Here is a 13856-nt window from a genome sequence, read left to right on the forward strand (position 1 = left end):
GTCATTAGCAATGAGTGTTCATTGTTAATTATAAATAACCTGCTGCATTGGCAGCAAAAGCGACTAATGTTCATAAAACATTAAGGAAATAATGTGGAACTAACTCTAGAGCAACGTAAAGTTGTTGTGATTGGTGCAGGTCCTTCAGGATCTATTGCGGCGGCTATTTTAAAACGTAAAGGTTATGACGTTTTAGTAATAGAAAAGCAGCAATTCCCACGTTTTTGTATTGGTGAAAGTTTGCTATCTCATTGCCTTGATTTTATTGAAGAAGCGGGCATGTTAGAGGCTGTGCAACAAGCAGGTTACCAAGTAAAACACGGCGCGGCGTTTGGCTGGGGTGATGATCGTTATGTAGAAATTGATTTTCGTGATCAATTTACGCAAGGTAAAACCTCAACTTTCCAAGTTAAGCGCGGTGAATTTGATAAGTTATTAGCTGACGAAGCAGAAAAACAAGGCGTAGAAATTCGCTACCAAGAAGAAATTATGGATGGCGATTTTAACCAGCAACGCCCAGTATTAACGGTTAAAAAACACAATGGCGAACTGTACCAAGTACAGTCTGATTTTGTGTTAGATGCCAGTGGTTATGGTCGTGTATTACCACGTTTGTTGGATTTAGAAACACCATCATCATTAGCCGTGCGTAAAGCAGTATTCACCCATGTGGTAGATCGTATTGATGATCCACAATTTAACCGCGAGAAAATTCTAATTACTACTCATCCAACGTATCGTGATGTGTGGTTTTGGAGCATTCCATTTAGTGACGGCGTTACTTCCTTAGGCGTGGTTGGCGAGTTAGATCGTTTTAAAAATTACCCTGAAGCTTTAGAAGCTTGCCTAAAACAATTTGTTAATGAAGCGCCTAATTTGCGCCGTATCTTTAAAAATGCGCAGTGGAGTAATCCATTTAGAACCTTGGTAGGTTACTCAGCGAATGTGAAAAAACTCTATGGCAAAAATTTTGCTTTGTTGGGTAATGCTGCTGAGTTTTTAGATCCAGTGTTTTCTTCAGGTGTTACCATTGGTATGCGCTCCTCCAGCATGGCAGCGAATTTGTTAGATCAGCAGTTCAAAGGCCAAGCCGTCAATTGGGAACAAGACTTCTCAGAACAGTTAAAATTGGGCGTAGAAACCTTTAGAACCTATGTTGAAGGTTGGTACGACGGTCGTTTCCAAGATGTGATTTATTACAAAAACACCCAATTTGAAATCCGTCGTATGATTTGTTCGATTCTGGCAGGTTATGCATGGGATACAAAAAATCCTTATGTAGCTGAACACAAACGTCGGTTAAACGTGTTGGCTGAAATTTGTCGTGCAGATTCATGAGTTCATTATTAAAGGCATGCTATTTAGGGCTGATCTGCTTAGTGCTTAGTGCGTGTGCTAAGCAGTTACCCGTATTACAGCAAGCACCGAATCCAGTGTTATCCACAGCGGCAACTAGCTTGCAATTAACATGGGAAAAAGCAGGACAAATAGATGAACAGTACTTGTTGGTGATTCAGCAGCAACAAGATACCAGCCGCTGGTCGCTGTTTGATCCTATTGGTATTCCTGTGTTGCGCCAGCAATTAGTAGGCAAGCAATGGCAGGCTGAAGGCTTATTGCCGCCGAATGCGCAGGCAATGAGTTGGTTACATGCAGTCTTGTTCGCCTTACTCGACACCACAAAGGCCACAAAAGTATACGCTGATCTGTATTTGAACCCGATGCAACGTACCTTAGAGAATTTTTGGTTGGTCAGTTATTTAGAGAAAGGCGCATTCATGATTGAGTTTTCTGATGCCAGTGTATTAACCGTAAGACCAATGGATATGCAATGAGCGCGTATTTATCAGCATTAGGACTTAACTGTGCATTAGGTGCAGACAAGGCTACGGTTGCGCAGGGTTTATGGCAAGGCGCACAGCATGGCATGTTACCTGTAGAAAACTGGGTGCCTGAAAAATGCTTGATCGTAGGGCAAGTGCTCGCCGAGCTGCCTAGCTTAGAGCATTTGCCTCTATTTAATACACGCAATAATCGTTTGTTATTACAAGCGTTGTTGCAAATTGACAGTCAAATACAGCACGCCATTAGTCTTTGGGGGGCCCAACGTATTGCGGTTGTTATGGGCACGAGTACCAGCGGCATCCATGAAGCTGGGTTGCACATTGCAAGCTATCAGCAACAAGGACAACTACCTAAAACCTATGATTACCACCAGCAAATGCTGGTAGATCCTGCGCGTTTTATTAGTCATCACTATGCTTTGCATGGTCCAAGTTTTAGTGTATCGACTGCCTGCACTTCAGGTGCTCGTGCTTTGATTAGCGCAAAAAGTTTATTAGCTGCAGATTTATGTGATGCGGTGATTTGTGGTGGTGTCGATAGCTTATGTCGCTTAACCTTAAATGGCTTTTACAGTTTAGAAGCACTAAGCACTACAGGGATTTGTAATCCATTTTCGGCTAACCGTAATGGTATTAATATTGGTGAAGGTGCGGCTGTATTTTTAATGACTAAAACACCAGTGACAGAGTCTTCTATTAGTTTGCTGGGTGCTGGCGCTAGTTCTGATGCATACCATATTTCCGCACCAGAACCTAATGGCAAAGGTGCAGCTTTAGCGATGCAACATGCCTTGCAGGATGCTCAATTAACGGCGCCAGAGATTTCCTATATTAATTTACATGGGACTGCGACTACACATAACGATGCTATGGAAAGTCGGGCGCTACAGCAGGTATTTGCGCAGCCTATGCTGTGTTCATCCACAAAAGCCTTAACAGGACACACATTAGGTGCGGCGGGTGCATTAGAAGCAGCTTTTTGTTGGCTGAGTTTGGCTGAAAAGTATAATCCGAACCGTGCGTTACCTATGCATAAATGGGACGGGCAAGCCGATAGCAGTATGCCACCAATAGCATTAATAGAAGAGCAAAATAGTTATCAATTGGATTGTTTAATGAGCAACTCTTTTGCCTTTGGCGGAAATAACACCAGCTTAATTTTAGGAGTACGTCCATGAGCGAAGCTATTGCAGCGCTAGTACCACACAGCGGCAATATGATGTTGCTGGATAAAATTATTAGCTGGGATGAAGAGCAAGTCACCACGCAAGTGATAGTTAAAAATAATGGTTTATTTAACCAAGAAGATGGCAGCTACCCTGCGTATTTAGGCATTGAATTGATGGCACAAAGCATTGCCGCTTATGCAGGCATGCGTGCTAAGCAAGCAGGTTTACCAGTGGAGTTAGGCTTTTTATTAGGCACGCGTCGGTTTGAAACCAATGTAGATCGTTTTCCTTTAAATAGCATATTAACCATTACTGCTAAGCGCTCATTAGAAGACGAGAGCGGTATGGGCGTATTTGAATGCTGGCTAACTGCTCAAGCAATTAGCCAAACAGCACGCCTTAACGTATATCGCCCAACTAATGTGCAGCAGTATTTTGCTGAGGAACAACCATGAATAATCGAATATTAGTCACAGGCTCTAGCCGTGGCATTGGTCGCGCTATTGCATTGCGTTTAGCACAAGCAGGATTTGATATCAGCTTACATTGCCGTAGCGGTATGGCTGAAGCGCAAACTGTAGCGCAAGAGATTAGTGCATTAGGCCGTGCGGTGAATATTTTGCAGTTTGATGTGGCTAATCGCGAACAAACACGCACTGTAGTAGAACAAGCAATTGAACAGCATGGTGCGTGGTATGGCGTAGTATGCAATGCAGGATTGACCCGTGATGGTGCTTTTCCTGCATTAACAGATGAAGATTGGGACAGTGTGCTGCGCACTAATCTTGATGGTTTTTATAATGTCTTGCATCCGCTGATGATGCCGATGATTCGCCGCCGTAGCGCAGGGCGTATTGTCTGTATTACGTCGGTATCAGGGCTGATAGGCAATCGTGGTCAAGTCAATTACAGCGCTTCCAAGGCAGGCGTTATTGGTGCTGCCAAAGCCTTAGCTATTGAGCTAGCAAAACGTAAAATAACTGTCAATTGTGTTGCGCCAGGGTTAATTGATACCGCGATGCTAGATGAAAATGTACCTGTGGATGAAATTCTTAAACTGATTCCAGCACAGCGTATGGGAACTCCAGAAGAAGTTGCGGCAGCGGTTAACTTTTTAATGTCCGCTGAAGCTTCGTATATAACACGCCAAGTACTTGCGGTGAATGGTGGGCTTTGCTAATGAATGGATTGAAACGAGTCGTAGTAACAGGCATGGGGGGTGTTTGCTCACTAGGTGATAGCTGGCAAACCATTAGTGAAAACATGTTGGCAGGACGCAGTGGCATTCGCTACATGCATGAGTGGGATCAGTACACTGAACTTAATACACGCTTAGGTGGGCCTATTGATGATTTTGTCGTCCCAAGCCATTGGACGCGTAAGCAGCTGCGCAGCATGGGACCTGTGTCACGTATGTCAGTGTATGCTGCAGAGCGTGCATTAAAAGATGCAGGTATGCAGACCTCTACAGATATCACAACTGGTATAATGGGTGTTGCTTGCGGCTCATCTACAGGTAGTACGCAAGATGTGAAAGCGTTTGGTAGCATGTTAATTAACAATGCTTCTGAGGGATTAAACGCAAATACCTATGTGCGCATGATGCCGCATACCACCGCGGCTAATATCAGTATTTTCTTTGGCTTAAAAGGCCGTTTAATTCCAACGTCTAGTGCCTGTACTAGTGGTAGCCAAGGTATCGGTTATGCTTACGAAGCCATTAAGTTTGGGCGTATTCCTATGATGTTAGCTGGCGGTGCTGAAGAACTTTGTCCAACCGAAGCTATGGTGTTTGACGCGCTTTACGCCACTAGCTTGCGTAATGATGAACCACAAACCAATCCTCGTCCTTATGACGTATCGCGTGATGGTTTAGTGATTGGTGAAGGTGCAGGTATTTTAGTTCTTGAAGAACTTGAACATGCACTAGCCCGCGGTGCACACATTTATGCTGAAATTGTCGGTTTTGGCTGTAATGCTGACGGCGCGCATGTGACCAAACCTGAGCAAGCTACCATGGCAATTGCAATGCAGCTGGCGCTACAGGATGCAGGCCTTGAACCATCTGCCATTGGTTATGTTAATGGGCATGGTACTGCCACTGAACAAGGTGATATTGCTGAAACCTGTGCCACTGAGGCTGTGTTTGGTAGCGGCATGCCAATTAGTTCGCAAAAAAGTTATCTAGGTCACACGTTAGGTGCCTGTGGTGCTTTAGAGTCATGGTTTAGCATTGAAATGATGAATCATGATGTGTACATACCTACGTTGAACTTGAATGAAGTCGATAGCCGTTGTGGCAATTTAGACTATTTTACAAGTGCTAAACGGTTAACCAATCAATACGTCATGAATAATAACTTTGCCTTTGGCGGGGTTAATACGTCCCTTATTTTTAAGCGGTGGTCAGCATGATTAAGAACGTCTTTTTAGTAATCGCTTTAATTACGTTAACAGCTTGTAAGGTTATGGCACCTGTAACCACACCACATGCGCAAATTCCTGCAAGTTATCAACTGACTTCTACACAAGTGAAGAACACTTTATTAGAAGTATTGTCTGAACGACGTTGGGATGTGCAACGTATAACGGATACTCAAATTTTTGCTAAGCACAATAAACAAGATAGGCATGATGCTTCTATTGTTATTGATTACTCAAGCCATGATTTCACTATTCGTTATCAAGATAGTCATAACATGAAGTATGGAAATGGCATGATTCACCGTAACTACAATCGTTGGGTAGAGACTATTCGCATCGACTTTAATCGTAAATTGAACATTAACTAAAGGGTTCAATTTAACCTGTGACGTTCTCGCCGAGGAGGCGACTCTTATGAAAAAAGCTCTTGTTTTAGCACTTAGCGCAGCACTTTTGATTCCTGTAGCCGCGCAGGCACGTGACACTACACATTACCTCACGATTAAAGATGTAATTGCAGAAGCCACAGCCGCAGGTAAATTAGATGGTTCTGTGAAATTTTATTTTGGCACTAAACCTGCAGGCGCAAAAATTGTTCAAGTTGGTGCTTCAACCAGTAAAAAAACCAATGCTTTTGGTAAGTCTGATGAAAAGGCGTGTAGCTGGGCATTACAGTCAGCTTTAATTTATATGCAAAATGCTGCTAAAGCAGCAGGTGCCAATGCGGTGGTGAACTTAAACAGTAACTACAAAAATGTGGTTTACAAAAGCACTAGTAAATATGAATGCCACGCTGGCGCAGTTATGGCAGGAGTAGCGTTGAAAGGTGACTTTGCGCGGGTACGTTAAGTGTTAAGCAAAAATAAAGCCGCTATTGCGGCTTTATTTTTATCTGAATTTTATGCGTGGTATTTAGCAGACAGTTCATGCACCGCATTAATAAAGGCGCCTGCATGCGCTGGGTCTACCTGTGGAGTAATACCATGACCAAGGTTGAATATATGTCCTGTTCCGTGGCCGTAGCTTGCTAGAATACGCGCTACTTCTTCACGAATGGAAGCTGGGCTTGCATAAAGTACGGTTGGATCCATATTGCCTTGAAGGGCTACTTTATCGCCAACGCGAGCGCGCGCTTTGCCAATATTGCATGTCCAGTCTAAGCCAAGTGCTTCTACACCGGTTTCAGCCATGTCTTCTAGCCATAAACCGCCACCTTTGGTGAATAAAATCACTGGAACACGTCGACCTTCATGTTCACGAATCAGGCCTTTTACAATTTTTTGCATGTAGGCTAGTGAGAAATGTTTATAAGCATCATCAGATAAACTTCCGCCCCAGCTATCAAAAATCTGTACTGCTTGCGCCCCAGCAAGAATTTGCGCATTTAGGTAGCTGGTGACTGATTGAGCTAGTTTGTCTAACAACATATGCATAGCTTTTGGGTCGTTATACATTAATGCTTTGCATTTGCGAAAGTCTTTTGAGGAACCGCCTTCCACCATATAGGTTGCCAGTGTCCAAGGGCTACCTGAAAATCCAATTAAGGGAACACGGCCATTTAATTCCCGACGAATTGTACGGACAGCATCCATAACATAGCCTAAATCTTTGTCAGGGTCTGGAATAGGTAAGGCTTCAATGGCTTGTGCTGTATCTGTTACTTTGCGAAATTTAGGGCCTTCGCCTGTTTCAAAATACAGACCTAAACCCATTGCGTCAGGTATAGTTAAGATGTCTGAAAATAAGATGGCAGCATCTAAAGGATAACGCTCTAGTGGTTGTATAGTAACTTCACAAGCCATTTCTGGATTCATGCATAAATTCATGAAATTACCAGCACGTTCACGAGTAGCGCGGTATTCTGGAAGGTAACGTCCAGCTTGACGCATCATCCAAACAGGAGTTACGTCTACTGGTTGTTTCAGTAGGGCGCGAAGAAATCTATCATTTTTCAGAGCAGTCATAACAGCGTCCATTAAATAAAGTAATTTATTGTCGCAAAGCTTAAGCAAAAACGCACGAGTAACCTTAAGTTCTTCCTTGGTCTCTTAACTAATGTTTTTCTCGGTAGGTAATACTATGTCAAATACTCAGTTTAGTGAGCTGCATTTACCCACTTCAGAGCAAGCTTTGCTTGGGCGGAAAGAGCCTATCATACCAAGTTCTCCACATGTTGCGACTGGGCGCAATTTAGTGCCTCCTTTTCCTGAGCAAATGCAGCTTATTTATTTTGGATTGGGTTGTTTTTGGGGAGCTGAGCGATTGTTTTGGCAGCTACCAGGTGTTTGGGTAACGGCTGTGGGGTATGCGGGAGGTTTAACGCCAAATCCTGTCTATGAAGAAGTGTGTTCTGGAGGCACAGGCCATACTGAAGTAGTCATGGTGGTATTTGATCCTGAAGTAATAGAGGTGTATCAGCTATTGGCGTGTTTCTGGCAGTCACATAACCCAACACAGGGCATGCGACAGGGAAATGATGTTGGCACTCAGTATCGTTCGACTATTTATTGTGCTAATACAGAGCAGTTGGCTCTGGCTAAATCAACAGCTAACCAATTTGCTCAAACCTTAGTCAAAATGGGGTATGGAGAGATTACTACTGAAATTACTATGGCACCTAAGTTTTACTATGCGGAAGATTATCATCAGCAATACTTAGCTAAGAATCCAAATGGTTATTGTGGGCTTAAGGGGACTGGGTGTCATTTATAATTATGTATTAAAGTTTAGTCTATCGATAAACTAAATAGATCTATCAGATATTGTGATTATATATAGGATAAAGTTGAAATAAATTCCTAACTCATTGTTAGATATAGATTTTTTATGCTTAATATTATAGATTATTATTTTAATATTGATATTAAAGTGTAGTTTAAGAAAATTGACTTACATCATTTTGTTTATAGATGTCAATCAATTTAGTTTTATTCTGATACATCTATTAAGTTGAAATATTTATGTTTTTTCGATTTAATATAGCTATTGTAAACTTCCGAACAAGAAGGTTGGTAGACTGCTTCCTTACTTGTCCTAAGCCGCCTCAATCTGAGGCGGCTTTTTTTATGCCTACAGATAACTAGACTCAGGATGACTACTGTTATTTTAGGTCTGTGAAGGAGTGTTTTTTATTTTCTAGCCTAAAATAAGAAAACCCCACCGAAGTGGGGTTGGTAGACTGTATCCTTACTTCCTTGTGATCCGTCATCCTGACGTAGCTTGCTTATCCTTGCAAGCTTTGGCTCCTGCCTGATCCTTATTCCTTGTAACATCCTTGCGATTGGTCATCCTGACTAGCTTACTTATCCTTGCAAGCTTCGGCATCCTGCCTCAATCCTTATTCCTTGTAACATCCTTGCGATTAGTCATCCTGACTAGCTTGCTTATCCTTGCAAGCTTCGGCATCCTGCCTCAATCCTTATTCCTTGTAACATCCTTGCGATTGGTCATCCTGACTAGCTTGCTTATCCTTGCAAGCTTCGGCTTCCTGCCTCAATCCCTATGGCTGCCATATTACTAATACGATCTATGTTTCGGTAGTGGCTAATCCCGATACATTTTGTAAGCTAAGACTTACAAAAAACTTTAAAAGTCTTCTTCAGCCAATAAATATAAGGTTTCACTGCCTGCTTTAATGGTTAAAGTGAGTGAATAAATTCTCGGTAATAGTCGGTTAAAATAGAAGCGAGCTGTATTTATCTTGTTTTGGTAGAAGCTGTCCTGCTCTTTGCCTTGTGCCGCTTTTACCATACGCGCCCACATGTAAGCATAGGCGGTATAACCAAATACATGTAGATACTCAACAGAGGCTGCTCCTATTTCGTTAGGGTTTTGTTTTGCTTGAGCTAATAACCATTGTGTTAAATCGGTTAGATTATCCACCGCAGCCTGTAGGGGTTGTGTAAACTCTGCAAGATGGGGCTGGTGGGCTTGAATAAACGATAAGATTCTTTCAATAAAGCTTTGGTAGAAAGTACCTCCATTTGCAACAATTTTTCGTCCAACTAAGTCCAGCGCTTGAATGCCGTTTGTGCCTTCATATATCTGAGTAATACGGCAGTCGCGAACAAGCTGCTCTTGACCCCATTCACGAATAAAACCATGGCCACCGAATATTTGTTGCCCATGAACAGTGGTTTCTAAGCCCATATCAGTTAAAAATGCTTTTGCTACAGGAGTAAGTAGTGCCACCATTTGTTCGGCTTGTTGGCGAGCTGTTTCATCAGGGCTGTATTTGGCAATATCAAGTTGCATTGCAACATAGCTAGAAAAAGCGCGTCCACCTTCGTTTAATGCTTTCATAGTAAGCAGCATGCGACGGACATCTGGGTGAACAATAATCGGATCAGCAGCCTTATCTTTAGCAACTGGGCCTGTAGGTGCTCGGCTTTGAATACGTTCGCGGGCATATTCAATCGCACTTTGATAAGAGCGCTCTCCCACAGCTAATCCCTGGATGCCTACACCTAAACGCTCATAGTTCATCATAGTGAACATGGCGGCCAAGCCTTTATTAGGCGCATCAATTATATAGCCTGTAGCATTATCAAAGTTCATTACACAGGTGGCTGAGGCTTGAATACCCATTTTGTGCTCAAGCGAACCGCAACTAACCTTATTAGCTTCGCCTAGTGAACCGTCACTGTTGACTAGTTTTTTGGGTACTAAAAATAGAGAAATACCTTTGGACCCGGCTGGAGCATCAGGCAGTTTAGCGAGGACAAGGTGGATAATATTTTCGGTTAGATCGTGATCACCACCTGTAATGAAAATTTTAGTTCCTGTAATTTTGTAGCTACCGTCTGCTTGAGGTTCAGCTTTGGTGCGAATTAAACCAAGGTCTGTTCCAGCATGAGGTTCGGTTAAGCACATAGAGCCTGCCCATTGGCCGCTGTACATATTCGGCAGATAACGATTTTTTAATTCTTCGCTGGCATGGGCGTGAATTGCAAGGCAAGCACCCGATGTGAGCATTGGGTAAAGACCGAAAGATAAGCTGGCAGAGTTCATCATTTCTTCAACTTGGGCGCTGATTATTTTAGGCATGCCCATACCACCAAATTGGGGATCGCCGCCTATACCTACCCAACCGCCTTCAGCGTAGGTTTTAAATGCTTGGGGAAAACCTTTTGGTGTAAATACTTGTTGCTCTGTCCAGCGACAGCCTTCTTCATCTCCTGAACGATTTAAAGGTGCAATAGTTCCAGCTGTTACTTTGCCTGCTTCTTCTAAAATAGCACTTGCAGTTTGTGCATCAACGACATCAGCTAATGCAGGAAGCTGTTGCCATAGTTTTGCAATGTCAAAAACTTCATGTAAAAGGAAGTTCATATCTTTTAATGGGGCAATGTAGTCAGCCATATTGTTGTCCTTCTTATCGGTAATGGGGCTTAAAATTTAGAACTAAAACTATACTATAAATCTTTTTTATGACTATTTTTATGACTTTAGTTTTAAATAAAAAGAAACCCGCTAGATAGCGGGTTTCTTTATGTAACGACTTATTAGTAACTTAATGCAAAGTTGTCTACGTCCATTTCCATCAGGTTGTCTGAACCTGAGGTAATGGCCGCTAAATGTGCACGTGTACGAGGTAGAATACGATCGTAATAGAAGCGTGCAGTTTGTAGCTTAGCTTTATAGAAGCTTTCTTCATTGGTGCCAGCAGCGAGTTTTTCTGCAGCAACACGTGCGATATCAGCCCAGAAGTAAGCAAGGCATACATAGCCTGAGTACATTAAGTAGTCAACAGCAGCGGCACCGACTTCATCACGGTTTTTCATTGCGCCCATACCAATTTTCATGGTGGTATCAGCCCATTCTTTGTTCAGCTTAACAAGCTCGTCAACGTAGCCTTTGATAGCATCGTTTTCTTCGTTTGCCTTACAGAATTTATGAATAACCTTAGTGAATGCTTTTAACGATTCGCCTTGAGTCATAAGAATTTTACGACCTAGCAAATCTAAGGCTTGGATACCAGTAGTGCCTTCATATAAGCATGAGATACGGCTGTCGCGCACGTTTTGCTCCATGCCATGCTCAGCAATATAACCATGACCACCAAATACTTGAACACCATGGTTAGCTGCTTCAAAGCCAGTTTCAGTCATAAAGGCTTTAGCAATAGGTGTTAACAGGCCTAGCATTACATCAGCCGCTGCACGCTCTTCTTCGGTTTTACCCGCAATCATGATGTCAGCTTGTTGTGATGCGTAGTAAAGCAGTGCACGGTTGCCTTCTGTAAAGGCTTTGATAGTTAATAGCATGCGGCGTACATCAGGATGCACGATAATTGGGTCTGCTGGTTTTTCTGGTTCTTTAGGTCCTGTTAGCGCACGCATTTGTAAGCGTTCTTTGGCATAAGCAATAGCGCCTTGGAAAGCTACTTCTGAGTGAGCTAAACCTTGTAATGCTGTGCCTAAGCGTGCGGTGTTCATAAATACGAACATGGCATTTAGCCCTTTGTTCGGCTCACCAATTAAATAGCCTGTGGCGCCGTCAAAGTTCATTACGCAGGTTGCGTTGCCATGGATGCCCATTTTATGTTCCAGCGAGCCGCAGTTAACGCCATTGCGCTCACCAACACTGCCATCAGCATTAGGTAAGAATTTAGGAACGATAAAGAGTGAAATACCTTTAGTGCCTTTGGGGGCATCAGGTAGACGGGCTAATACGATATGTACAATGTTACCTGCCATATCGTGCTCGCCTGCTGAAATAAAGATTTTAGTGCCAGTAACTTTATAAGAACCATCTGCTTGTGGTTCAGCTTTGGTACGTAATAAACCTAAGTCTGTACCACAGTGCGGCTCAGTTAAGCACATAGTGCCTGTCCACTCACCTGAGATCAGCTTAGTGAGATAGGTTTGTTTTTGCTGCTCATCACCATGCACATAGATAGTATTCATAGCACCGTGTGATAGACCAGGATACATGCCCCATGACCAGTTAGCTTGGCCAACCATTTCACTAATAGACATACCCAATGAGGAAGGTAGACCCTGACCACCGTATTGTGGTTCGTGAGTCATGCTTGGCCAGCCGCCTTCTACATATTGGTTATAGGCTTCTTTAAAGCCTGTTGGTGTTGTAACACCTTCAGCTGACCACTTACAGCCTTCCATATCGCCAACACGGTTTAGCGGAGCAATGACTTGTTCGCAAAACTTTGCGCCTTCTTCAAGAATGGCATCAACCATATCGGGAGTGGCTTCTTCGTAGCCAAGTTGCTCGTAATGGGCTTGAAAACCTAATAATTCTTCACGAACGAAACGAATATCGCGCAAGGGCGCCTTGTAATCAGGCATAGTAGTAATCCTCTACAGAATGTCTCTAATTGGTGGCGACCTAGAAAGCGCGGCCGCATGCGTTAATGATTTTTAAATTCAAACAAACTTATGAAACGATCGTTTGAAAAGTTACGATCAGTCCTGCGCCTTGTCAAGAGTAATCGCTTTACAGCAGGCTAAAGGATAGTGTGAGTTGCTGTTTTAGTTTTTATTGTCAATGCTTTGCCTTAACCATATTGCGAACTGTATCGATCTTTCATCTTTTGTTTGAGTAGGAGTGAGCAGAACTAGACTATTATCAGTTTTTTGAAAGCCCCAAGGTGCTTGTAGACGACCCCTAGAAATATCGTCGTTGACCAGTAGTTTAGGGGCGATGGCGATACCTAAACCAGCCACAGCAGCCTCTAATAAATAGTATAAATGGGCAAACCCTTGACTGAACTTAAGTTGCTGAAAATCAATACCTGTTACTGCTGCCCATTGCGGCCAAGCCTGTAATCTAGAGTCTGTATAAAGCAGCTTTTCTTCGACTAATTGATAAGGGTTTTGCAGCAAAAAAGGTTGTTTTGCAATATAGCTAGGGCTCACTACTGGCCCTATTTCTTCTGAGCAGATTTCAAAGGCTTGCATTGTTTTAGGATAGTTTTTAGGGCTAAAAACCAAATAAGCATCAATGGCTTGATGGCTGTTATAGAAAGAGTCATCTCCTTCATGTGTCACTAATTGCAATTGTAGGCTAGGCATATCCTTTTGCAGTTGCCCTAAACGTGGGATTAACCAGCGTGCTAGTAAGCTACCTGGGCAGGCGAGCACAAAAGGTGCTTGTTGCTGTTGGTGCTGTAAGTCTTGGCAAGTTTTTGAAATATCAGCAAAAGCACTATGACAGCTGGTGAATAAGCGCTGCCCTTCTTCTGTGAGTTTTATACCACGGCCTAGCTTACGAAATAATTGGATAGATAAGCTTTCTTCTAACTGTTTAATCTGTCGACTAACAGCGCCATGCGTTACATTTAATTCATAAGCTGCAAGGCTTACGCTCTCTAATCTGGCGGCTACTTCAAAAGCTTTTAGAGCATTTAATGGGGGGAGCTGATAAGGATTTTTCATGTGAGTTTTCCTAACATATTTAT

At 42.8% G+C, this 13856-nt stretch carries 13 protein-coding genes; 9 read left to right on the plus strand and 4 right to left on the minus strand.

Translation table 11 applies throughout. The features are described 5' to 3' along the window. Nucleotides 1–93 precede the first annotated feature (93 nt). Genes VQ643_RS02435 through VQ643_RS02470 form a run of 8 tightly spaced genes read left to right on the plus strand, consistent with a single transcriptional unit; the run spans nucleotide 94 to nucleotide 6286 of the window. Complete coding sequence (locus VQ643_RS02435; protein WP_414197679.1) at nucleotides 94–1338, plus strand: NAD(P)/FAD-dependent oxidoreductase; 1245 nt, start codon at nucleotides 94–96, stop codon at nucleotides 1336–1338. Then, nucleotides 1335–1835 carry a hypothetical protein gene (locus tag VQ643_RS02440; RefSeq protein WP_414197680.1) on the plus strand — a complete coding sequence of 167 codons (501 nt, stop codon included), beginning with the start codon at nucleotides 1335–1337 and terminating at the stop codon, nucleotides 1833–1835. The genes VQ643_RS02435 and VQ643_RS02440 overlap by 4 nt, the downstream gene beginning before the upstream one ends. After that, nucleotides 1832–3022 carry a beta-ketoacyl-ACP synthase gene (locus VQ643_RS02445; RefSeq protein ID WP_414197681.1) on the plus strand — a complete coding sequence of 397 codons (1191 nt, stop codon included), beginning with the start codon at nucleotides 1832–1834 and terminating at the stop codon, nucleotides 3020–3022. Before VQ643_RS02440 ends, VQ643_RS02445 begins: the two co-directional genes overlap by 4 nt. Beyond that, complete coding sequence (locus VQ643_RS02450; protein ID WP_414197682.1) at nucleotides 3019–3468, plus strand: hotdog family protein; 450 nt, start codon at nucleotides 3019–3021, stop codon at nucleotides 3466–3468. The genes VQ643_RS02445 and VQ643_RS02450 overlap by 4 nt, the downstream gene beginning before the upstream one ends. Continuing rightward, complete coding sequence (fabG, locus tag VQ643_RS02455) at nucleotides 3465–4193, plus strand: 3-oxoacyl-ACP reductase FabG (RefSeq protein ID WP_414197683.1); 729 nt, start codon at nucleotides 3465–3467, stop codon at nucleotides 4191–4193. The genes VQ643_RS02450 and fabG overlap by 4 nt, the downstream gene beginning before the upstream one ends. 8 nt (nucleotides 4194–4201) lie before the next feature. Next, the gene (locus VQ643_RS02460) at nucleotides 4202–5428 is read left to right on the plus strand and encodes a beta-ketoacyl-ACP synthase (protein ID WP_414197849.1); all 1227 of its coding nucleotides are present in this window, start codon (nucleotides 4202–4204) and stop codon (nucleotides 5426–5428) included. Next, nucleotides 5425–5805, plus strand: a complete 381-nt coding sequence (locus tag VQ643_RS02465; protein ID WP_414197684.1) for a hypothetical protein — start codon at nucleotides 5425–5427, stop codon at nucleotides 5803–5805. Before VQ643_RS02460 ends, VQ643_RS02465 begins: the two co-directional genes overlap by 4 nt. A gap of 46 nt (nucleotides 5806–5851) precedes the next feature. Next, nucleotides 5852–6286, plus strand: coding sequence for an excinuclease (locus VQ643_RS02470; protein WP_414197685.1), 435 nt, complete (start codon nucleotides 5852–5854; stop codon nucleotides 6284–6286). Nucleotides 6287–6336: 50 nt separating this feature from the next. On the opposite strand, the gene hemE is transcribed toward VQ643_RS02470, so the two are convergent. Then, the gene (gene hemE / locus VQ643_RS02475; protein ID WP_414197686.1) at nucleotides 6337–7401 is read right to left on the minus strand and encodes a uroporphyrinogen decarboxylase; all 1065 of its coding nucleotides are present in this window, start codon (nucleotides 7399–7401) and stop codon (nucleotides 6337–6339) included. Nucleotides 7402–7516: 115 nt separating this feature from the next. Between hemE and msrA the strand changes: the two genes are divergently transcribed. Continuing rightward, a complete protein-coding gene (gene msrA / locus VQ643_RS02480; protein WP_414197687.1) occupies nucleotides 7517–8149 on the plus strand; it encodes a peptide-methionine (S)-S-oxide reductase MsrA in 633 nt (210 codons plus the stop codon). 873 nt (nucleotides 8150–9022) lie between these two features. On the opposite strand, the gene VQ643_RS02485 is transcribed toward msrA, so the two are convergent. From VQ643_RS02485 to VQ643_RS02495, 3 genes are all read right to left on the minus strand, one after another. After that, nucleotides 9023–10798, minus strand: a complete 1776-nt coding sequence (locus VQ643_RS02485) for an acyl-CoA dehydrogenase C-terminal domain-containing protein (RefSeq protein ID WP_414197688.1) — start codon at nucleotides 10796–10798, stop codon at nucleotides 9023–9025. Nucleotides 10799–10941: 143 nt separating this feature from the next. Continuing rightward, on the minus strand, nucleotides 10942–12744 hold the full coding sequence (locus VQ643_RS02490; RefSeq protein ID WP_414197689.1) for an acyl-CoA dehydrogenase C-terminal domain-containing protein: 1803 nt from the start codon (nucleotides 12742–12744) through the stop codon (nucleotides 10942–10944). Between the two features lie 183 nt (nucleotides 12745–12927). Beyond that, nucleotides 12928–13833, minus strand: a complete 906-nt coding sequence (locus tag VQ643_RS02495; RefSeq protein WP_414197690.1) for a LysR family transcriptional regulator — start codon at nucleotides 13831–13833, stop codon at nucleotides 12928–12930. Nucleotides 13834–13856 lie beyond the last annotated feature (23 nt).

The organism is Pseudomonas sp. F1_0610 (genome assembly GCF_047470865.1).
In the GTDB taxonomy this organism is placed as follows: Bacteria; Pseudomonadota; Gammaproteobacteria; order Pseudomonadales; family Pseudomonadaceae; genus JAZDRH01.

Coding starts and splice junctions, on each gene's coding strand:
- VQ643_RS02485 (WP_414197688.1), bottom strand. CDS start 10,798: ATGGCTGACTACATTGCCCCATTAAAAGATATGAACTTCCTTTTACAT.
- VQ643_RS02490 (WP_414197689.1), bottom strand. CDS start 12,744: ATGCCTGATTACAAGGCGCCCTTGCGCGATATTCGTTTCGTTCGTGAA.
- VQ643_RS02495 (WP_414197690.1), bottom strand. CDS start 13,833: ATGAAAAATCCTTATCAGCTCCCCCCATTAAATGCTCTAAAAGCTTTT.
- hemE (WP_414197686.1), bottom strand. CDS start 7,401: ATGACTGCTCTGAAAAATGATAGATTTCTTCGCGCCCTACTGAAACAA.
- VQ643_RS02465 (WP_414197684.1), top strand. CDS start 5,425: ATGATTAAGAACGTCTTTTTAGTAATCGCTTTAATTACGTTAACAGCT.
- fabG (WP_414197683.1), top strand. CDS start 3,465: ATGAATAATCGAATATTAGTCACAGGCTCTAGCCGTGGCATTGGTCGC.
- msrA (WP_414197687.1), top strand. CDS start 7,517: ATGTCAAATACTCAGTTTAGTGAGCTGCATTTACCCACTTCAGAGCAA.
- VQ643_RS02440 (WP_414197680.1), top strand. CDS start 1,335: ATGAGTTCATTATTAAAGGCATGCTATTTAGGGCTGATCTGCTTAGTG.
- VQ643_RS02450 (WP_414197682.1), top strand. CDS start 3,019: ATGAGCGAAGCTATTGCAGCGCTAGTACCACACAGCGGCAATATGATG.
- VQ643_RS02445 (WP_414197681.1), top strand. CDS start 1,832: ATGAGCGCGTATTTATCAGCATTAGGACTTAACTGTGCATTAGGTGCA.
- VQ643_RS02470 (WP_414197685.1), top strand. CDS start 5,852: ATGAAAAAAGCTCTTGTTTTAGCACTTAGCGCAGCACTTTTGATTCCT.